The sequence below is a fragment of the Streptomyces hebeiensis genome (genome assembly GCF_052983195.1).
Genome location: NZ_CM129812.1, coordinates 1,460,915 through 1,482,118, shown reverse-complemented (window position 1 = coordinate 1,482,118; position 21,204 = coordinate 1,460,915). Strand labels below are relative to the sequence as shown.

Genomic DNA, 21,204 nt, shown 5'->3' with positions numbered 1-21,204 from the left:
CGGAATGATGAATTCGCTCACGTCCTCTTCGTTCATGGAAGTGAGTGTTCGACACAGGACGGGGGTCGTGTGCACGCGTCACCGCAGCAGCGGGCTGCTGACCATCGGCCGTACTTCTTTCTCAGTTACGCGCACACACCGAGGGATGTCGCCGGGGGGCCCGATCCGGACATGTGGGTCGAGCGCCTCTTCCGGGATCTGTCCGGCCATGTGATGGCCATGACCGACCTGCCGGCCGGGGCGCAGGCCGGTTTCATCGACCGGGAGATGCGCTCCGGCGAGGGCTGGTCCGAGCGGCTGGCCGAAGTGCTGGCGACCTGCCGGGTATTCGTACCGTTGTTCTCCCCACGGTATTTCGCCAGTGAGATGTGCGGCAAGGAGTGGTACGCCTTCGCCCAGCGCGTCATCTACGAACAGGCCAAGGGAAACAGCACCGCGGACGCGATCGTCCCGGCCTTATGGGTGCCGGTGCCGCCCGCCCAACTGCCGGGGCCTGCCGAGCGGTTGCAGTTCAACCACCGGGACTTCGGCGACCGCTACGTCACCGACGGGCTCTACGGGCTGATCAAGCTCCGGATCTTCGCCGAGGAGTACGAGCGCGCGGTCTACGAACTCGCCAAACGCATCGTCAGCGTCGCGGACACCGCCGCGATCGGGCCCGGCCGCCCCGTGGACTACCGGCAGGCCCCCAGCGCCTTCGGCACCAGCGGCGGACCGCGCCCCATGCAGGTCACCGTTGCCGCGCCGACCCGCCACGACCTGCCGGAGGGCCGCGCGACCCGCTACTACGGCAGCATGGCGCAGGACTGGAACCCCTACCACCCGGAGTCGGTACGCCCCCTGGCCTACGTGGCCCGGGATCTCGTACGGTCCCTCAACTACCAGGCCGACATCATCTCCTTCGACGAGGTGCCCATACCGGCCGAGGGGAAGGGGGCGCCCACCCGGCCGGAGATCCTGCTGGTCGACCGGTGGGCCCTGCACGACGAGGAACAGCGCAGGCGGCTGGCCGCGTTCGACGCCGAACACCGGCCCTGGGTGAGCGTCGTCGTGCCGTGGAACCGCGACGACCAGCAGAGCCGGGCCGCCGAGGCCGAACTCACCGACCAGCTGGAGCGCACCATGCCCAGGAAGATGGGCCAGGGCCGGGCCGCCTGCCGGGCCGCCGCCAGGGGCGTGCCCAGCATGGAGGCGTTCGGCCAGATACTGCCCCAGGTCGTCGAGGCGGCGGCCCAGCAGTACCTCAGACACGCGGCGGTCTATCCGCCGGCCGGCGGCGGTCGCACCGGGCGGCCCCGGCTGCGCGGGCCGATGGCCGCCGAGTACACGACGACGCACCACCTTCCCGAGACGCACGACCTGGCGCCCGATGCGGAGGACACGGATGACAGAACGTCGTGACGGACGCATCGTCACCTTCTACTCGTACAAAGGCGGTACCGGCCGCACCATGGCCCTGGCCAACACGGCCTGGATCCTGGCCGCCAACGGCAAACGGGTCCTCGCCGTCGACTGGGACCTCGAGGCGCCCGGCCTGCACCGCTTCTTCCACCCGTTCCTCGACCCGGCCACCCTCGGCGCCACCACCGGTGTCATCGACCTGATCACCGAGTACGCGTGGGCCGCCACCAGCCCCGTCGAGCGCTCCGACGACTGGCACCGCGACTACGCGCGGATCCAGCCGCACGCCGTCTCCCTCACCCCCGAGGCGCTGGGCTGGGAGTTCCCCGCGGGCGGCACCCTCGACTTCGTCTCCGCCGGCAAGCAGAACCGCGAGTACTCCGCGACCGTCTCCACGTTCGACTGGGACAACTTCTACGACCGGCTGGGCGGCGGGCACTTCTTCGACGCGCTGCGCGACGACATGAAGGCCCACTACGACTACGTCCTGATCGACTCGCGGACCGGCCTGAGCGACATCGCCGACATCTGCACCGTCCACCTGCCCGACATCCTGGTCGACTGCTTCACGCTCAGCGACCAGTCCATCGACGGCGCCGCCGCCGTGGCCCGCCAGATCGACGAACGGTACGGGGGCAGGGGCATCCGGATCCTGCCCGTACCGATGCGCATCGACGAGGGGGAGAAGGAGAAGGCGGACGCCGGGCGGGCGCTCGCGCGACTGAAGTTCGACCGCTTCCCGGGCGGGCTCACCGCCGAGGAACTCACCGCGTACTGGGGCGCGGTGGAGATCCCGTACCGCCCCTACTACGCGTACGAGGAGACCCTGGCGACCTTCGGTGACGAGGCAGGACTCAGCAACTCCCTGCTCTCCGCCTTCGAGCGGCTGACGACCTACGTCACCGACGGGGCCGTCACCGCCATGCCGGCGGTCGGCGAGGAGGCCAGGCTGCGGATCAGGGACGCCTTCACCCGGCGCAGGCCGGCCATGCCCGCCGACCTCTTCCTCAGCTACGTGGCCGAGAACCGGATGTGGGCCGACTGGATCGAGTCCGTGCTCACCCGCGCCGGCTTCCGGGTGGTGCCGCGCGACGTCTCGGCCGGCCCCGACGGCGGCACGTTCGGCTCCGGCACCTCCCTGGCCGGTGAGAACGCGACCCGTACGGTCGTGCTGCTGTCCAGCGCCTACCTGAAGTCGGCACGGGCGGTCGACGTGTGGAAACGCGCCACGTCCGACGACCCGGGCGGGGCCAGGCGCCGGCTGGTGCCGCTGCGCGTCGGCGATGTCAGGCTCACCACGCCGTACATCGACCGCAACCCGGTGGACCTGTTCCGCCTCGACGAGGCGCACGCCACCGCCGCCCTGCTGCGCGCGCTGGACCGGCCCGTACAGCTCACCGACGCGGTCTCGCCGGGGCCGCGCTTCCCCGGCACCGTACCGAAGATCTGGAACGCACCCGCCCGCAACCCCGGCTTCACCGGCCGCTCCCAGATCCTGGAACGGATGCGCGACCAGCTCGGCGGCGGCCTGGCCGTGGTACTGCCGCAGCCGCAGACCCTCTACGGGCTCGGCGGAATCGGCAAGACCCAGGTCGCGCTGGAGTACGTGCACCGCTTCATGGCCGACTACGACCTGGTGTGGTGGATCTCCTCGGAACAGACCGCCGACGTGGTGGCGGGCCTCGCGGAGCTGGCCGTACGGCTCGGCGCGCAGGGCGGCGAGGACATGGCCGCGGCCTCGCAGGAGGCGGTCGACCTGCTGCGGCGGGGGGTGCCGTCCACGCGCTGGCTGCTGGTCTTCGACAACGCGGACGACCCCGAGCAGCTCCAGCGCTTCTTCCCGCCCGGCGGCCCGGGGCACATCCTGGTCACCTCCCGCAACCAGAGCTGGTCGAGCTACGGCGACTCGCTGCCCGTCGACGTCTTCCAGCGCGAGGAGTCCGTCGAACACCTCCAGCGGCGGGCGCCGGGACTGACCGCTGCCGACGCCGACAAGGTCGCCACGGCCGTCGGGGACCTGCCGCTGGCCGTCGAGCAGGCCGCGGCCTGGATCGCGGAGACCGCGACGCCCGTCGGCGAGTACCTGGACCAGCTCGCCCAGCAGGCGCCCAGTGTGCTGGCGCTCAACCAGCCCGTGGGCTACCCGGAACCGGTCGCCGCGACCTGGAACATCTCCATCGAACGGCTCAAGGAGCGGTCCCCGGCCGCGGTGCGGCTGCTCCAGCTCTGCGCCTTCTTCGCCCCCGAGCCCATCTCCGCGAACCTCCTCTACAGCAAGGAGATGATCGAGGCCCTCAAGCCGTACGACGTCTCGCTCCAGGAGACGCTCGTCCTCGGCCGGGTCATCCGGGAGATCGGCCGGTTCGCGCTGGCCAAGGTCGACCAGGTCGGCAACAGCATCCAGGTGCACCGGCTGGTCCAGGCGATCATCCGGGCCCAGCTCAGCGAGGAGGAGCAGCGGGACGCCCGGCACGCCGTGCACCGGATCCTCGCGGGCGCCCGGCCCGACGGCGACGAGCCGATCGACAACCCCGGCACCTGGGAGCGGTTCAACACCATCTGGCCCCACCTCGCCCCCTCCGAGGCGGCCCTGTGCCGGAAGCCGGAGACCCGCCGGCTGATGATCGACCGGGTGCGCTACCTGTGGAAGCGCGGTGACTGGCCGGCCGCGGCCCAGGTCGCCGACGAGGTGCGCGAGGAGTGGCGGGAGATGCTCGGCAACGACGACCCGCAGTACCTCTACCTGCGCTTCCACATCTCCAACCTGCTGCGCTCGCAGGGGCGTTACGTGGAGGCCCGCGAGCTCGACGCCGAGACCCTGGAGCGCCAGCGCCGGGTGCTCGGGCCCACCCACCCGCACACGTACATGACCACCAGCGGCCTCGCCATGGACCTCGGCACGCTCGGTGAGTACGCCAGGGCGCTGGAACTGGCGAAGGAGGCGCACGAGGGCTTCAGCTCGATCTTCCACGACTCCCACCCGAGGACCCTCGCGGCGGCCAACAACCGCGCGCTGAACCTGCGCATGGTCGGCCGCTACGCCCAGGCCCGCGAGATGGACCAGGACGTCTTCGACCGGCGGACCGAGGTGCTCGGCGCGGAACACCCCTACACCCTGTCCTCGGCCACCAGCCTGGCGCGCGACCTGCGGGAGATCGGCCGGTACGAGGACTCGGTGACCCTGCTCAGCAGGACGTACGACCTGTACAAGGAACAGATGGGCCGCGCCTTCCCCGGCACCCTCGCGGCGGCCAAGAGCCTCGCGGTGTCACTGCGGCGGGCGGGCCGGCTGGAGGACGCGCGCCGGCTGACCACCGCGACCCGCAACCGCTACCGCGCCAAGTACGGCTCCGAGGCCAACCCGGACTCGCTGGCCTGCGACCTGAACCTGGCGGCGGACCACTTCGCCGCGGGGGAGCCGGTGGCGGCCCGGGACCTGTCGCAGGAGGTCGTCGACCAGTACATGCGGGTCCCGGGCGCGCGCCACCCGTACACCCTCGCGGCGCTCAACAACCTCGGGATCTACCACTGGGGCTGCGGCGCCCCGGAACTGGCGGAACAACTGCACCAGAGCACGCTGCGCACGATGCGGGAGGTCCTCGGCGACGAACACCCGCACACGCTCTTCTGCACGGTGAGCCTCGCCAACGCCAAGGCGGACCTGGGCGAACTGGACGAGGCGCTGGTCATCGAACGCCGCGCGGTGGCGGGCCTGCGCGTCTCCCTGGGCGCCCACCACCCGGAAACGCTGGCCGTCACCTCCAACATGTGCGTGACCCTGGGCGCGCTGGCCCGCAAGGACGAGGCGGCGCTGCTGCGCGCGGAGACGGTCGAGGAGCTGACGCGCCTGCTGGGCGAGGAACACGCGCTGACGCGCTTCGCGCGGGACGACCGGAGGGTCTACCGGGACCTGGAACCGCTGGCGGTGTGAGGTGCGGAGCCCGGCGGCGGTGGCAGGGGATGACCCGGCGGCGGGAGAGGGGGAACCGGCGGCGGTGGGGGAGGACGCGGGAAGCCGCATGGGCGCCGCCCCTCGTGCCGCCGGACGCGCTGAGGTAGTTTCGCTTGTGAGCACTCGCATGACCCGGATCGGCGATCACCAGGGGGATGTGTGTCGTTCGACGAGGAATGGGCCGGTCTGAAGGCGGAGGCGGCGGCGCGTGGCGCCACCGGCACGCGGCTCAATCAGTTGCCGGCAGACGGTGGCGGCGGAACGGGAAGCGCCGGTGCGGGCGAAACCCTCGACTACAACACGGACTCCATCAACGGGAACGCGAATCTGCTGATCGAAATCGCGGGTTTCCTCCACGAGGGCAGGCCGGACGCCGACCTGTGCAGCATGGCCAGAGAACCCAGGGCACACGGCGATGTCGCGGCCCAGGTCGACCGCTTCGCCAGGTTCGCCGCTGATCAATTCCAGGACACTGTCGCACTGTTCGCGGCTCTCGCCACACGCCTCAAGACCACGGGGACCGACTTCGCGACGGTGGAGGACGACAACGTCCGGCGCTTTCTCGACGAGGTCCTGCGGGGGCAGTACATATCACCGGGGGCGCGGTGAGCGAGGGACTGAGCTACCGCGCGGACGTCGAGTTCCTGGAAGGCTGCAATCCCGCTCTCGTCGAGCGGAACGCCGATGAGTACAAGCGGCTGCGTGACATGCTGGTGGAGGTCGACGGTCCCGCCGAGCGAGCCGAGAAACGAACCCACTGGCGCAGCGAGGGAAGCCAGGAGTACGAGTTGCGCGTCTCCGAGGCGCGCAGGCTGCTGACCGAGCTCGCGGAGGGATACGGCAAGGCCGCCGGCGCCCTGCGCGGCTACGCGGACGCGCTGGCCACGGCCAAGCGGCACTATGCCAACGGCAAGGCGAACGAGCAGGCACTCGCCGATCTGATCGCCACCAAGGGCACCGCGATCACTCGCGAGGCGCAGGAGGCGGAACCCATGCGGCAGTGGGAGGACATGCGGGGCACCACGGGGGTCCTGGACTTCCTCGCGGAACTCACCATGGACATCGACGACATCAAGGACGAGGCGAACGGGCTGCACGACGCGGCCGGAAGCGATTTCCACCGCGCCAAGACCACGGAGCGGGAGGCCCGTGACATCTGCGTACACGGGATGAGGGCGGCGTACGACCTGCTGCCCGAATTCCGCATGGGGCTCGTCGAGCGGGTGGACATCTTCTCGGCCATGGCCGACATGCGGCGCGAGGCCCGGGAGGCCCGCGACAACCCGCTCACCCGTCTTCCCGGGAGCGGCCCCAAGCCGGACTACATCCCGTGGGCCGGGGACAGCCACATCTCGCCGACGCTCCGGGACATCCGGACGCGCCTCGCCGAACTGCCCGAAGCGAGGGACAGCTACTGGGACGTGCCGTCCTCGGACGCGGACCGACGAGAATGGATCTCCGCGAACAGGGAGATCATCCGGGCCGCGGCGGCGAACGCGGGGCTGCCCGCGGACATGGTCGCCGGCATCGCCTGGCAGGAGATCGGCGGTCAGCCGGGGATCTCGGACGATGTCGTCGACACGATCCGTGAGCAGTTCGACGTTCCCTTCAGCCCTCTCGCGCCGGAGAATCTGCCGGGACGCCTCGGCGGAAGTCCGGACGAAACGTCGTTCGGCCCCATCGCGATCCAGGTGCGGCGCGGCGCCGAAGTGCTCGGCTACGACCCGGAAAACCTCACCGAACAGCAACGATCGGCCGTCGAGGAGTCGCTTCAGGACCCGGGACAGAACATCTTCATCGCCTCCGAGTATCTGGCACAACTTAAAGCGGAGAGCGAGTTCGCCGATGTCCCGCCGGAGGAGATGACGCCCGAGCAGTACCAGGAACTCGCCGCGCGGTACAACGGCGGGCCGTACTGGCAGGGGGGCGACGCCCAGGCGTACGGCGCGGGATTCAACAACGACCTCGACGACGCCAGGGATGCGCTGCGCTGATGACCGACCGCCCTGAGAACACTCGTACGGCCACGTACCACGACCCCGCCGAAGACCAGGGCTGTCTGCGGTGGGTCGTGGCCGTACCTCTCATGATCCTTTACGCGCTCGCCGGCGCGTGCTGCTATTACGCGCTGACCATTCGCCCGTCGGGGACCTGGGACAAGGACGCGTACGGCGCCATCTCCTTGGCGTGTTTCCTCACCATCGCCATCAGCGCGGTCGCCCTGCTGATCACGGCCGGCCCGCCCACGGTGCGGCGCGCGATGGGGCGGTGGTGGCTCGCGCCACCGCTGATCCTCATGGCGGTCGCCGCGGTTCGCTGGGCCTCGGGCGGCTGAGCCAGGCGGCTGTGGACCGCGTCAGTGGCTTGTCCCGTCCGCCTCCGCCTTCTCTCCCTGGAAGAGGTGCTCGGCGTCGGTGACGGAGAAGGCCCTGTCCAGCCAGCGATCGAGAGTGCTCAGGTCGGTGCAGCCCATGACGCGGTCGCGGACGCTCGGGGGTACCGGGATCTCGCGGTGCTCCAGTACGCGCACCACCCCCTCGGCCTTGCCCTCGGCCTTGCCTTCTGCCTTGCCGTCTTCCTTGCCTTCCAGGTATTTCTCCTCGACGAGGGTGCCGCGCCCGGGGAAGTAGGAGCCAACGCCCATGATTTTCCTCCACATCTCTCTCGCCGGGGTCTTTCCCAGGCCGATTTCCAGCATTTCCGAGTAGTACGCGACGGACTCCGCGTCGGCTGTCCCGAGGGCACGAGCCAATGCCTCCAGTATGGCCGGAGCCTCCCCGCTGCGCCCATGCGTCATGGCCGAGAAGGCCGCCATCGACAGGTTTCGGGCCGCCTCCTCGGGGTCGGTGATCACGGGGACGTTCTCCGGCCCCAGGACCAGCGGATGCACGGACAGGGCCGTCCACCCCTCCGTACCGATGAGGAAAGGCCCGGACGCCCAGCGCGCGGTGGCCTTGTCCTGGCAGACGACGAGGAGGAGCGCCGGGCACTCGTACTTCGCTGTCAAGAACGACAGGTAGTACGCCCAGCTCGCCTCTTTCGCCTGGTCGCGGCGCCCTTGTGCTTCGATGGCCAGCAGGAAGCTGCCGCTGCCGTCGGACGGCTCGACCCGCAGGACGCTGTCCACGCGGCGCTCCAGCGGCCGGATCTCCGTGGCGTCCGCGGTGAGCACCTCGACCACCGCCTTCGAGGCAAACGGCACGCCGAGGACGCGGAAGACAGGCACGAGTAATTCAGGCCGGTCCTGAAAGATCCGGTGTGCGGCCTCGTGGTGTGAAGTGACCATGGCCCGAAAGTAGGACCGTCGACACAAGTGCGACCAGCTGGCGGCGAATAAAGCACTCGTTCAGGCGAGTTTACGTATTATGCGAAACCAGACGACCGCCCGACACCTGGCACGACGAACAGGGAGCCGGTTCCGTCAGTCCTCCAGCAGCCACGTCAGAATCCGCGGCAGCGCGTGCAGCGCGTCGAAGTGGGCCGCCGTCGGTTCCAGGACCGCTGTCGCGTGGGGGATGCGTTCGGCCAGCCAGCGGGAGTGGCCCACCGGGGAGAAGACGTCCTTCTCGCCGTGCCACAGCAGGACCGGGCCCTTGATGTCGGCGGGGTCGAAGCCCCAGGGGCTGCAGAAGGCCAGGGCGTCGTCGATCCAGCCGTACGCCGACGCGCGTAACGCCTCCTGGTAGTTGCGCAGGAGCATCGTCCGTACGCCCGCGTCCGCGACCACCATGCGGTCGGAGTCGGTCAGTTCTCTGCGCAGGTCGTCCAGGAGGCGTACGGGGTCCTTCCTGATCGCGTCCGCACGGGGGATGAGGCGGGCCGCCACGCCGTCCGGGTCGCGGGAGGCGGTGGTGTACTCGCGGACGTTGGAGGCGGCCATGCCCTCGAACCAGTCCAGGCCCGCCGCGTCCCGGGGCGCCAGTGTGACCAGCGCGGCCGTCCGGGTCACCCGGTCCGGCAGCAGCGCGGCGCAGGCCAGGGCGTGCGGGGCGCCGCCGGAGCGGCCCGCTACGGCGAAGCGCTCCAGGCCGAGCGCGTCGGCGATCGTCGTGACGTCCTGGACCACGTCGCCCACACTGCGGCCCGGCAGCCGGTCCGAACCGCCGTACCCCGGCCGGTCGTAGGCGATCAGCTGCATTCCCCGTTGGTACAGCACCATCCCCCGCGGGGCGGGGCCCAGCCTGCTGCCCGGCGTGCCGTGCATCAGGAAGACGGGTCTGCCGCGTGGGTCCCCCAGCCGCTCCACCATCAGATGCCGCCCGTCCGCCGCGCGCACCCGACGTCGCACCCCCCAGCCCCTTTCGTCCGCCCTGCCGTGCGTGTGGTGGTCCCCGTCCGATTCCCGTACCGGCACCGTGTCCGTGCATTCCCTGCCAGGGCACCGATAACCCGTCAGCGTCCGGCACCGGCTGGAATCACCGGCATAACCGCCCGGTTCACGTCGATTGTCCTGTATCTGGGGCGACGGCGGAGGGGGTGGAATCTTCTCTTCGCTGAAATCTCGACAGATTGTTTCAAGACAGGTCTAGTCCTTACTCACTGCCGGGATCGCAGTCGCACGAGGTGTTCGCGAAGCGGAACTTTTCCGATATGGTGCCGTGAGCTCGCTGTTCAGACCTGTCATGTGCCTGTCACTCACTCGTCTTGAAGTCGACCTTGTGTGTTACTGGCGGGTCAAGGAAAAGTGGGCGGCTCCATCACCGTTCCGGACCACCCCACATGGCCCGGAACGGCTCCCCCCACAGGAGGTTCGAACCTTGCAGCACCGGAAAGTGTCCACGAAGCGCGTGACGATAGCGGGCGGCGCCGTGGTGGCGCTCGTCGCCGCGGGCGTCACCTTCCAGACTGCGAACGCGAGTGAGGGGCAGCCTCAGTTCGAGGTGAAGTCCCTCACGGCGTCGGCGGCCGGAAACCTCGCATCCACCCTCGACAAGAAGCTCGGCGGCGACACGGGCGGTTCGTACTATGACGCCGAGTCCAAGGCGCTCGTGGTGAACGTCCTCACCGAGCAGGCGGCTCAGACCGTGCGCGAGTCGGGCGGCAAGGCCAGAATCGTCGCGAACTCCCTCGCCGACCTGAAGAACGCCCGGCAGACCCTCACCGACAAGGCGACCATCCCGGGCACCGCGTGGTCCGTCGACCCGGTGACCAACAAGGTCGTCGTCACGGCCGACCGTACGGTCAAGGGCGCGGCGTGGACGAAGCTCAGCGGTGTGGTCGACGGACTCGGCGACCGGGCCGAACTCAAGAAGACCGCCGGTGAGTTCAAGCGCTTCGCCGCCGGCGGTGACGCCATCACGGGCGGCGGCGGTCGCTGCTCCCTCGGCTTCAACGTGGTCAAGGGCGGCGAGCCGTACTTCCTGACCGCCGGACACTGCACGGAGTCCATCCAGTCCTGGTCCGACGCGCAGGGCGGGACGATCGGCACCACGGAGGAGTCCGCCTTCCCGGGTACCGACTACGGTCTGGTCAAGTACGCCTCCGGGGTCGACCACCCGAGCGAGGTCAACCTCTACGACGGCACCACCCAGGAGATCGCCCAGGCCGGTGAGGCGACGGTCGGCCAGCAGGTGACCCGTAGCGGTTCCACCACGCAGGTCCACGACGGCGAGGTCACCGGACTCGACGCCACCGTCAACTACGGCGGCGGTGACGTCGTCGACGGGCTCATCCAGACCACGGTCTGCGCCGAGCCGGGCGACAGCGGCGGCTCGCTGTTCGACGGCGACACCGCGCTCGGGCTGACCTCGGGCGGCAGCGGTGACTGCTCGTCGGGCGGTGAGACGTTCTTCCAGCCGGTGCCGGCGGCGCTCGACGCGGTCGGGGCCGAGATCGGCTGACGCCCCGCTGACGACCCGCTGAGTCAAGGAAAAGGGAAAGCGGAAAGGAGAGTCCCGGCCCACCTGGTGGTGGGCCGGGACTCTCGCCGTCCGGTGGCCGTCGGCCGTACGGGTCTCAGGGCCGCGGGGCTTCCGCGCCCGCGCCCGACCCTGTGCCCGCGCCCGTGTCCGTCCCCGTCCCCGGGCCGGCGTCCCGGCCCGTGGGGCCCCGGCCGGACCGCGCGAGGACGCGGCGTGCCGTCGCCGCCATCGCCTCGTCGACCATGCGCCCCTCGAAGAGCACCGCGCCCTCGCCCCGGGCCTGCGCCTCGTCCACCGCCGTGATCAGGCGTTCGTACCGCGCGAGTTCGTCGTCGCCGGGGGTGAACACCTCGTTGACCACCGGTACGTGAGAGGGGTGGATCACCGCCATGCCCTCGTAGCCCATGTCGCGGTTCTGTCCGGCGAAGCGGCGCAGTCCCGCGAGGTCGGCGACGTCCGCCCACAGTCCGGCCACCGGGTGGGGGCAGCCCGCCGCGCGGGCGTCCAGCAGCACGCGGGCGCGCAGCTCACGGGTTTCGGTGCCCTCGGGGCTCCAGCGATAGCCGATCGCCCGTTCGACGTCCCCGCCCGGGGCGGTCAGCGCGCCCAGGTGGGCGACCCGGGCGGCGGCCCGGCCGATGGCGTAGGCCTCGCGCAGCCCCCGGGCCGTCTCCAGGAGCGGTACGAGGACGAAGTGCCCGTCCGGCAGTCCGTGTTCGCGCTCGCACCAGCTCAGCAGCCGGTCCGCGAGACGTATGTCGTCGGCGGAGCACACCTTGGGCAGCACCACGCCGTGGAGCCCCGGGCGGGCCACGGCACGCAGTTCGTCCGCGCTCGCCCAGCCCGCCGTGGGGTCGAACGGGTTGATGCGTACGAACAAGCGCATGGGACCGCGCGCGGCGGCGGCCTCGTCGACGGCCCGGGCCACGGCGTCGCGTGCCGCCGCCTTGCCGGTGTCGGGCACCGCGTCCTCCAGGTCGAGGATGGCCGCGTCGGCGCCGGCCGCCTCGGCCTTGGGCAGCCAGCCGGTACGGTTCCCGGGGACGAAGAGCAGGGACCGGAGCGGGACCCGGCCGGGCCCGGAGGATCCTCGGCCCCGCTCCGACCGCACCCCCGCGGCCTCGCGCTCAGATGACACCCCGCTCCTCCAGTTCCGTGCGCCGCTCGTCGTCGATGCCGAGCCACTGCCCGTAGACCAGGTCGTTGTCCGCGCCCAGCGCGGGGCCGGTCCGCCACACAGCACCCGGGGCACGGCGGAAGTGCGGGATCACGGCCTGCATCCGCACCGGGCCGAGGTCCGGGTCGTCGACGGTGACGATGTCCTCGCGTTCGGCGTAGACCGGGTCGGCCGCGATGTCCGCGGCCGTGAAGACCCGGGAGGCCACGACCTCCGCGCGTTCGAACTCCGCCAGACACGCCTCCGCCGTGCGTTCCGCGACCCAGGCGCGCAGCCCCTCGTCGAGCTGGTCCCGGCCCCGGTGCTGCTGCTCGGTGGTCGCGAACTCCTCCTCGGGCAGGCCCAGCAGCCGGACCACGTTCGTCACGGACCTGAGCGTGGCCGAGGTGACTGTCAGCCAGTCGCCGTCCTTGCTGCGGTAGGTGTTGATGACGGCCGCCGGCGCCACGGCCAGCTGGTTGCCGGCCCGCCCGGGTGCCGTGCCGAGCTGGTCGTACGCGATGACCTGCCACTCCACCAGCCGGAACAGTGGCTCGAACAGGGCCAGGTCGATCCACTCGCCGTCGAAGTCGGGGTCGGTGGAACGCCGGTGCAGCGCGGCGAGGATCGCGTACGCGCCCATCAGGCCGGTGACCGCGTCGCCGTGGGAGAAGCCGGTGTGCACGGGCGGCCCGTCCGGGAAGCCCGTCAGATGGACCACCCCGCTGCGGGCCTCGCCCATCTTCCCGAACCCGGGCGCGTCCGCGCGCGAGGAGGTGGCGCCGAAGCCGGATATCTGCAGCAGGACCGCTTTCGGATTGACGGCGTGCACGGATTCCCAGTCCAGGCCCCACGCGCGCAGCCGCCCGGCCCGCAGCGTCACGATCACCACATCCGCCCAGGCGATCAGGGAACGGGCGATCTCCCGGCCCTCCTCGTGGTGCAGGTCGAGCGTGACGGAGCGCTTGTTGCGGCCCGCCACCTTGAACCAGAGCGGGATTCCGTCCCGCCGGGGGCCCATGGCACGGGCGGCGTCCCCCGCGCCCGGCGGCTCCACGTGCACGACGTCGGCCCCCTGGTCGGCGAGCATCGATCCGGCGAGCGGGCCGGCCACGACGTGGGCGAACTCCACCACCTTCAGACCTGTCAGCTGTCCCTGCCGCGCGTCACCACGATCGCCCGCACCGCCCCTGCCAGGCGCATGGCCCGTGCCGCCCGTGCCGCTGAAGCCGTTCATGCCGTACGCCCCGCCCACGTCGTCCGTGCCGTCGTTACCGTCCATACGGTTCAGGCTGACGGCCGATCCGTATGCGGGGCCAGCAATGAAGAGGGATCAATTCATGCGAATTCCGCAACAGTCGCCGGTGTCGTCGGACTTGCCTCAGTCGCTGCCCCCGTCCTCCCACACCGCCCCTTCCGGAAGAGCGTGACCCGCGTCCCGGAACTCCTCCAACCGTTCCAGGAACCGCTGGGCGCCGGGCGGTATCGCGCGCCGGGTCGGCAGGACCACGTACAGTCGCCGCTCCACCACCGGATTCACCAGGGGGCGCCGTACCAGCTTCCCCGGCGCCACCAGAGGGTGGACCAGGGCCGGCATCGCGGACACTCCCAGGCCCGCGGCCACCAGCCCACCGACCGTGGCCACACTGCCCGCCTCCGCCGCCGGAGCCGCCGCCACGCCCGCCCGGTCGAAGGCGGCGTCGGTCAGCCGGCGCACGCTGGAGTCCGTACCCACCGCCAGGAAAGGCTCCTGCCCCATCTCCCGCCAGGACACCTCGGACCGCTCGGCGAGGGGATGGCCCTCCGGGAGCACGGCGTCGAAACGGTCCCGGACCAGTGGCCGCAGCGTCGTTCCCGGGGTGCGGCGGACCGCCGTGCTCACCGCGAAGTCGGCGTCCCCGTCCACCACCCGTGCCAGCACGGCGCGTTCCAGCCCGTCCAGGATGCGCACGCTCACCTCGGGCCGCCCCGCGCGGAAGGCGGAGATCACCGGCGGCAGCAGCACGGCCGCCACCGAGGGCAGCGTCGCCAGCGCGATCGAGCCCCGCTCGCCCGCCGCGTAGCGCCCGAGCTGGGCGAGCCCCGTGCGGTGCGCGGCCAGGATCTGATCGGCTATCCGCAGCGCTTCCGTACCGGCCGGGGTGAGCTGGACGTTCCGGGTGTCGCGTTCCAGCAGCCGCAGGCCGAGGTTGCGTTCCAGATCGGCGACCGCGCGGCTCAGCGAGGACTGGGAGACATGCAGTTCGGTGGCGGCGGCCGTGAAGCTCGCGGCGCGGGCGACCGCGGAGTACGCGGCGAGCTGGCGCAGGGTGACGTCCATGGACGGCGAGCGTAGGGGCGAACGCGCCCGGGCGGAACTGTTGCGCGAAACGCATGGACAGATCCGTGTTCGATGCTGGACGCGGATCTTTCACGGCTCTGACACTCGTCGGCAACACCCGATGGGACGAGGAAGCGGGCGACGATGCTGGCGGCACTGGGGTTCTGCACGATCGGCGGCTTCCTGCTGCTCACCATGACCAGGCGGGCGTCCGTGCTGGTGGCGCTCGTCCTGACGCCGGTGATCGCCGCGCTGGTCGGCGGACACGCGGCCGAGACAGGCCCGATGGCGCTGGAGGGGCTGACCAAGGTCGCTCCCACCGGCATCATGATCGCCTTCGCGGTGCTCTACTTCAGTCTGATGATCGAGGCGGGGCTGTTCGAACCGCTGATCCGGGCGATCCTGCGGGTCGCCAAGGGGGATCCGGTACGGATCGCGGTCGGCACGGCCGTGCTCACCATGTGTGTCGCGCTCGACGGCGACGGTGCCTCCACCTTCCTCATCACCGTCTCCGCGCTGCTCCCCGTCTACCGTCGCATCGGGATGAGCAGGCTCGTGCTCGCCGGGATCATCTGCCTCGGCGCGGGCGTGATGAACCTGGTGCCCTGGGGCGGGCCGACCGCGCGGGCGGCCGCCGCGCTCAAGCTGGAGACGTCGGACATCATCACTCCGCTGCTGCCCTCGATAGCCGCCGGGATCGCGTGGGTGCTGCTCGCCTCGTACCTCATCGGGCTCCGGGAGCGCCGCCGGCTCGGCGCCCTCGAGGTGCCGGGCGGAGGCGACGGTTCGGCGGCCCGGGACGGTACGGCGGCCGGGGATGCGACGGCGGTCGGGGACGGTTCGGCGGCCGGGGATGCGACGGCGGTCGGGGACGGTTCGGCGGCAGAGGCCCGTACGGCGGTCAAGGGCGGTACGGCGGCCGAGCACGGGGTGACCGTCCGGAACGGGGCGGCCCCCGGCAACGGTCCCGGTACGCCCCTGGTCATCGCGCGCCCCCGCACCGCGCTGACCGTCTTCAACCTGCTGCTCACCCTCACCCTGCTGACCTGCCTGGTGCTGGAGGCCATGCCGCTGCCCGTGCTCTTCGTGGTCGCCTTCGTCGTCGCGCTGCTCGTCAACCGTCCCCGCTGGGAGGACCAGCAGGCCCTGCTGGAGAGGCACGGCAACAACGTCGTGCTCGTCACCACCATGATCTTCGCGGCGGGCGTGTTCACCGGTGTCCTCACCGGGACCGGGATGATCGGGGAGATGGCCGAGGCGATGGTGGGCGTCATCCCCGACTCCCTCGGCGGGCACCTCCCGGCCGTCGTCGCGGTGACCGGTATGCCGCTGAGCCTCGTCTTCACCCCGGACGCCTACTACTTCGGCATCCTGCCCGTCCTCTCCGAGACGGCCAACGCCTTCGGCACCGAGCACGCCGAGGTCGCCCGCGCGGCCGTCCTCGGGCAGATGACCACGGGGTTCCCGCTGAGCCCGCTCACCGCCGCCACCTTCATCCTCGTGGGGATGACCGGGGTGCAGCTCGGCGAGCACCAGAGGTTCATCTTCCGCTGGGCGTTCGGGACGACGCTCGTGATGACCGCCACCGCGCTGCTCACGGGAGCGATCCCGCTCTGATCCCGTTCAGCTCCCGCCCTTACACATCGGAGGCCGATTCCGGCGCCCCTTGCCTTTCGTACGAACGTTCGAAGATTGGTTTATGGTGGAGAAGCGGGGAGGTGGGACAAGGCTGATCAGGTCAGGAGGTGCGGATGTCCGGATTCACGCATCTGCGCACCGTCTCCGGATTCTCCCTGCGCTACGGGGCCTCCCACCCGGAGCGGCTGGCCGAGCGCGCCGCCGAGCGGGGCATGGACGCCCTCGCTCTGACCGACCGCGACACCCTCGCCGGCGCGGTCCGCTTCGCCAAGGCATGTGCCGGGGCCGGGGTGCGACCGCTCTTCGGGGTGGAGCTGGCGGTGGGCGAACGGGCACGTACGGAACGGCCGAACCAGCGCCGCCGCACGCCCGTGCGCGGTGGGGCGTTCCTCGACGAGTCCGCTCCCCGCGCGGTCTTCCTCGCCCAGGACGGCGCGGCGGGCTGGGCACAGCTGTGCAGGCTCGTCTCCACCGCGCACGCGGCGGGCGCGCATGACCCGATGGGCGCGCCCGGTCCGGCGGGCGCGTACGACCTGGGCGGCGCGGCACACGGTGCGGGCGGCGCGGTGCGGGAAACGGGAGCGGGCGCCCCGGGCGGCCGCGAAGGCGCGGACGGCGCCGGAGCCCACCCGGCCGCCCATCCCACCGGCCACCACGCCGCCCACCGGCCCACCACCCCCCTGCTGCCCTGGCGCGACAACCACGGCCCCGGACTTCTCGTCCTGCTCGGCCCCGACTCCGAGATCGGCCGGGCCCTCGCGGCCGGCCGCCCCGACCGGGCCGCCCGGCTGCTCGTCCCCTGGCGCGAGATCCACGGTGACGCGCTGCGCCTGGAGGTCGTGCACCACGGGCGTACGGGCACGGGTCCCGGCTCGCTGCGCCAGGCCGCCCGCACCCTCGGCTTCGCCCTGGACCAGGGCGTCCGGGCCGTGCTCAGCAACGCCGTGCGCTACGCCGACCCCGGCCAGGGCCCGGTCGCCGATGTCCTCGACGCCGCCCGCCGGCTGGTCCCCGTCGACCCGCGCAGGGGCCTGGACAGCGGGGAGCGCTGGCTGAAGGACCCGGCCTCGATGGCCCGTGCGGCGGAGCTGGTCGCCGAGGCCGCCGGGTTCCGCCGGGACACGGCGCACCGGCTGCTGGCCCTGACCGAGGAGACCGCCGCGAGCTGTCTGGTCGACCCCGAGGACGACCTCGGGCTGGGCACCGTCCACTTCCCCGAGCCCCGTCTGGTCGGCGCGGACCGCCGGGGCGCCGAGCGGGTGCTGCGCTCGCGCTGCGCCGCCGGGATGGTGCTGCGCGGCTACGACCGGCGGCCGGACAGCCGGGACTACTGGGCGCGGATGGACGACGAGCTGCGCACGATCGACCGGCTCGGCTTCGCCTCGTACTTCCTCACCGTCGCCCAGGTCGTCGACGACATCAAGGGGATGGGCATCCGGGTCGCCGCGCGCGGCTCCGGCGCCGGCTCCCTGGTCAACCACCTGCTGGGGATCACCCACGCCGACCCGGTCGCCCACGGGCTGCTGATGGAACGGTTCCTCTCCACCCGCCGCCCCGGGCTCCCCGACATCGACATCGACGTCGAGTCCGCGCGCCGGCTGGAGGTCTACCGCGCGATCCTCGGCCGCTTCGGCCCCGAGCGGGTCGCGGCGGTCGCCATGCCCGAGACCTACCGGGTGCGCCACGCCGTACGGGACGTGGGCGCGGCCCTGTCCATGGACCCGGCCGAGATCGACCGGATCGCCAAGTCCTTCCCGCACATCCGCGCCCGGGACGCCCGGGCCGCGATGGCGGAGCTGCCGGAACTGCGCGAGGTGGCCGGACAGCAGGAGAGACACGGCCGGCTGTGGGATCTGGTGGAGGCGCTGGACGCGCTGCCGCGCGGGATCGCCATGCATCCGTGCGGGGTGCTGCTCTCGGACGACTCGCTGCTGCGCCGGACCCCGGTGGTGCCGACCAGCGGCGAGAGCTTCCCCATGGCGCAGTTCGACAAGGAGGACGTCGAGGACCTGGGGCTGCTCAAACTCGATGTGCTGGGCGTCCGGATGCAGTCGGCGATGGCGCACGCCGTCGGGGAGATCGCGCGGACCACGGGGGAGCGGGTGGACATCGACGACCCGCGGCGGGTGCCGGAGGGCGACCCGGCGACGTACGGGCTGATCCGCTCCGCCGAGACCCTGGGCTGCTTCCAGATCGAGTCGCCGGGCCAGCGCGACCTGGTCGGCAGGCTCCAGCCCGCCACGTTCCACGACCTGGTGGTCGACATCTCGCTGTTCCGCCCCGGGCCGGTCGCGGCCGACATGGTGCGGCCGTTCATCGCGGCCAGGCACGGCCGGGCGGCCGTCCGCTACCCCCACCCCGACCTGGCTGAACCGCTGCGCGAGACCTACGGCGTGGTCGTCTTCCACGAGCAGGTCATCCAGATGCTGGACATCATGACCGGCTGCGGCCGGGAGGAGGCGGACACGGTGCGCCGCGGGCTGTCCGAGCCGGAGTCGCAGGCCCGGATCCGGGCCTGGTTCGAACAGCGGACGCGGCAGAGGGGATACACGGCCGAGGTCACCGCCCGTACCTGGGAGATCATCGAGGCGTTCGGCTCGTACGGCTTCTGCAAGGCGCACGCGGTCGCGTTCGCCGTGCCGACCTACCAGTCGGCCTGGCTCAAGGCCCATTACCCGGCGGCCTTCTACGCCGGGCTGCTCACCCATGATCCGGGGATGTACCCGAAGCGGTTGCTGTTGGCGGACGCGCGGCGGCGGGGGGTGCCGGTGCTGCCGCTGGACGTGAACCGGTCGGCGGTCGCCCATAGAATCGAACTGATGTCTGGTGACAGTGGTGTGTCCGGTGACGGGGCGTCCGGTGACGGCGTGTGGGGGCTGCGGCTGGCGCTCGCCGACGTCCACGGCATCAGCGAGGCGGAGGCCGCGCGGATCGAGGCCGGGCAGCCCTACTCCTCGCTGCTGGACTTCTGGCAGCGGGCCCGGCCCTCCCGGCCGGTCGCCGAACGGCTGGCGCAGGTGGGCGCGTTGGACCGGTTCGGCGCCAACCGGCGCGATCTGCTGCTGCACCTGTCCGAGCTGCACGGAGCGCAGCGGCGGGCGGGCGCGTACGGGGACCAGCTCCCGCTGGTCGGGGGCGGGCGCACCGCCCCCGCCGGGCTGCCCGACCTGGGGGACGCCGAACGGCTCAGCGCGGAGCTGGGCGTGCTCGGCATGGACGCCTCACGCCATCTGATGGACGATCACGAGACGTTCCTGAAGGAGCTCGGGGTGACGTCGGCCAGACGGCTGCGGGAGGTGCCGCACGGCAGGACCGTCCTGGTGGCGGGCGCCAAGGCGGCGACCCAGACGCCACCGATCCGCTCCGGCAGACGGGTCGTCTTCACCACGCTGGACGACGGTACGGGCCTGGTCGACCTCGCCTTCTTCGACGACAGCCACGAGCGGTGCGCGCACACCGTCTTCCACTCCTGGCTGCTGCTGGTGCGCGGCGTGGTGCAGCGACGGGGACCGCGGAGCCTGAGCGTGGTGGGCGAGGCGGTCTGGAACCTGGCGGAGCTGGTGGAACTGCGGGAGAGGGGCGGCCTGGACGCGGTCGCGGCGGCGCTGGACACGGAGCCCGGCGACGCCGGGACCGCGGCCGCCGACGGCCCCGGTGACCCCGGCGGTTCCGGTGGTTCCGGTGGTCCTGATGCCGAGGGGTCCCGGGGCCCGGCGCGGGGAGCCGACGGACGGCGCATCCACCTGCCCACGGGCTACGAGATGAACCCGTGGGCCGACCTCCGACCGGCGGGTGAGGGCGTACCGACCGGCCGGAAGCTGTGGCACTCCAGCCCGGGGAGCGCGGGATGATCCTGTGCGTACGGCTGCACACCGGGGAAACGCCGGCCGGCGGCGGGTCCGGGCGGGCCCGGCTGTCCGATCTGCTCGCGCTGGCCCAGGACATCAGCCCGGCCGTCCAGGAACTGCCACCGGACACCGCGATCGTCGACGTGCGCGGCGCGGAACGGTACTTCGGGCAGGACGCCGCCGGGCTCGCCGCCGTGCTGCGGGTACGCGTGCTCGCGCACCTCGGCGCCGGCTGCACGATCGGGGTGGCCGCCACCCCCATGCTGGCCCGGATGGCCGCGCGGCAGGCCGCGCCGGGGACGACGCTCGTGGTCGGTGACGACGAGCGCGAGGTACGCGGATTCCTCGGCCCCCGGCCGGTCGCCGCCCTGCCCGGCATCGGCGCGGCGACGGCCCGCGTGCTGCGCTCGTACGGGATCGACACCGTCGGCAAGACCGCCGCCGTACCACTGTCGACGCTCCAGCGGATCACCGGCGTGCGCGTGGGGCGCGAACTGTACGAGAAGGCGCACGGCATCGACCGTACGGCGGTGGCCGCCGACACGGTGGCGACCCGCTCGTACACCGCCGAACGCTCCTTCCGCCGCGACGAACTGGACCAGGACGTCCAGGGGCGGGCACTGCTCTCGATCGCCGGGGAACTGGGCGTGCGGATGCGCGGTACGGGGCAGGTGTGCCGGTCCCTGACGCTCACCGTGCGGTACGCGGACCGGACCACGACCGTCCGTACCCGGGTGCTGCGCGAGCCGACCGCGCACTCGGCGGCGCTCGCGGACGCCGTCCGCCGGATCCACGGGGAGCTCGGGCTGCAACGGGCCCGGGTACGTGGGCTGTCCGTACGGGCGGAGGGGCTGATGCCGGCCGAACGCGCCACGCGGCAGCTGACGTTCGACCCGGTGGACGACCGGGCGCGCCGGATCGAGGCGGTGGCGGACCGGGCGCGGGCGCGGTTCGGGCCCCGGGCGGTCATGCCGGGGTCGCTGCCCCGGCCGGAGGGCGACCGGGGCGACCGCGGCGACCACTGAGCG

Annotated in this window: 14 protein-coding genes; 9 read left to right on the top strand and 5 right to left on the bottom strand. The window is 71.9% G+C overall.

Features of this window, described 5'->3' with window-relative positions; all coding sequences use genetic code 11:
* The first annotated feature begins 69 nt into the window (after nt 1-69).
* The 5 genes from fsxC to ACU6P3_RS06380 all read left to right on the top strand — a co-directional run bounded on the left by fsxC (nt 70) and on the right by ACU6P3_RS06380 (nt 7,688).
* A complete protein-coding gene (gene fsxC / locus ACU6P3_RS06400) occupies nt 70-1,401 on the top strand; it encodes an FxsC protein (protein ID WP_447196284.1) in 1,332 nt (443 codons plus the stop codon).
* Nucleotides 1,385-5,332: an FxSxx-COOH system tetratricopeptide repeat protein gene (gene fxsT / locus ACU6P3_RS06395; protein WP_447196283.1), complete on the top strand. Its 3,948-nt coding sequence runs from the start codon at nt 1,385-1,387 to the stop codon at nt 5,330-5,332. The genes fsxC and fxsT overlap by 17 nt, the downstream gene beginning before the upstream one ends.
* Nucleotides 5,333-5,512: 180 nt before the next feature.
* Nucleotides 5,513-5,962 (top strand): hypothetical protein, encoded by a 450-nt coding sequence (locus ACU6P3_RS06390; protein ID WP_447196282.1) that lies wholly within the window; start codon nt 5,513-5,515, stop codon nt 5,960-5,962.
* Nucleotides 5,959-7,347 carry a hypothetical protein gene (locus ACU6P3_RS06385; RefSeq protein WP_447196281.1) on the top strand — a complete coding sequence of 463 codons (1,389 nt, stop codon included), beginning with the start codon at nt 5,959-5,961 and terminating at the stop codon, nt 7,345-7,347. The genes ACU6P3_RS06390 and ACU6P3_RS06385 overlap by 4 nt, the downstream gene beginning before the upstream one ends.
* Nucleotides 7,347-7,688, top strand: a complete 342-nt coding sequence (locus ACU6P3_RS06380) for a hypothetical protein (RefSeq protein ID WP_447196280.1) — start codon at nt 7,347-7,349, stop codon at nt 7,686-7,688. Before ACU6P3_RS06385 ends, ACU6P3_RS06380 begins: the two co-directional genes overlap by 1 nt.
* 21 nt (nt 7,689-7,709) lie before the next feature.
* Here ACU6P3_RS06380 and ACU6P3_RS06375 read toward each other — a convergent pair whose 3' ends face one another.
* Nucleotides 7,710-8,639, bottom strand: coding sequence for a hypothetical protein (locus ACU6P3_RS06375; protein ID WP_447196279.1), 930 nt, complete (start codon nt 8,637-8,639; stop codon nt 7,710-7,712).
* A 135-nt stretch (nt 8,640-8,774) separates the two neighbouring features.
* Nucleotides 8,775-9,641 carry an alpha/beta fold hydrolase gene (locus ACU6P3_RS06370; protein ID WP_447196278.1) on the bottom strand — a complete coding sequence of 289 codons (867 nt, stop codon included), beginning with the start codon at nt 9,639-9,641 and terminating at the stop codon, nt 8,775-8,777.
* Nucleotides 9,642-10,110: 469 nt separating this feature from the next.
* On the opposite strand from ACU6P3_RS06370, the gene ACU6P3_RS06365 reads away from it, so the two are divergent.
* Nucleotides 10,111-11,193, top strand: a complete 1,083-nt coding sequence (locus ACU6P3_RS06365; RefSeq protein ID WP_447196277.1) for a S1 family peptidase — start codon at nt 10,111-10,113, stop codon at nt 11,191-11,193.
* 115 nt (nt 11,194-11,308) lie between these two features.
* On the opposite strand, the gene ACU6P3_RS06360 is transcribed toward ACU6P3_RS06365, so the two are convergent.
* The 3 genes from ACU6P3_RS06360 to ACU6P3_RS06350 form a co-directional block, all read right to left on the bottom strand.
* Nucleotides 11,309-12,352 carry an HpcH/HpaI aldolase/citrate lyase family protein gene (locus ACU6P3_RS06360; RefSeq protein WP_447196276.1) on the bottom strand — a complete coding sequence of 348 codons (1,044 nt, stop codon included), beginning with the start codon at nt 12,350-12,352 and terminating at the stop codon, nt 11,309-11,311.
* A complete protein-coding gene (locus ACU6P3_RS06355; RefSeq protein ID WP_447196275.1) occupies nt 12,342-13,652 on the bottom strand; it encodes a CaiB/BaiF CoA transferase family protein in 1,311 nt (436 codons plus the stop codon). Before ACU6P3_RS06355 ends, ACU6P3_RS06360 begins: the two co-directional genes overlap by 11 nt.
* A gap of 99 nt (nt 13,653-13,751) precedes the next feature.
* Nucleotides 13,752-14,690 (bottom strand): LysR family transcriptional regulator, encoded by a 939-nt coding sequence (locus tag ACU6P3_RS06350; RefSeq protein ID WP_447196274.1) that lies wholly within the window; start codon nt 14,688-14,690, stop codon nt 13,752-13,754.
* Between the two features lie 144 nt (nt 14,691-14,834).
* Between ACU6P3_RS06350 and ACU6P3_RS06345 the strand changes: the two genes are divergently transcribed.
* From ACU6P3_RS06345 to ACU6P3_RS06335, 3 genes are all read left to right on the top strand, one after another.
* Nucleotides 14,835-16,307 carry a CitMHS family transporter gene (locus tag ACU6P3_RS06345; RefSeq protein WP_447196273.1) on the top strand — a complete coding sequence of 491 codons (1,473 nt, stop codon included), beginning with the start codon at nt 14,835-14,837 and terminating at the stop codon, nt 16,305-16,307.
* Nucleotides 16,308-16,441: 134 nt separating this feature from the next.
* Nucleotides 16,442-20,179 (top strand): DNA polymerase III subunit alpha, encoded by a 3,738-nt coding sequence (locus tag ACU6P3_RS06340; protein ID WP_447196272.1) that lies wholly within the window; start codon nt 16,442-16,444, stop codon nt 20,177-20,179.
* The gene (locus ACU6P3_RS06335) at nt 20,176-21,201 is read left to right on the top strand and encodes a DNA polymerase Y family protein (RefSeq protein ID WP_447197788.1); all 1,026 of its coding nucleotides are present in this window, start codon (nt 20,176-20,178) and stop codon (nt 21,199-21,201) included. The genes ACU6P3_RS06340 and ACU6P3_RS06335 overlap by 4 nt, the downstream gene beginning before the upstream one ends.
* Nucleotides 21,202-21,204 lie beyond the last annotated feature (3 nt).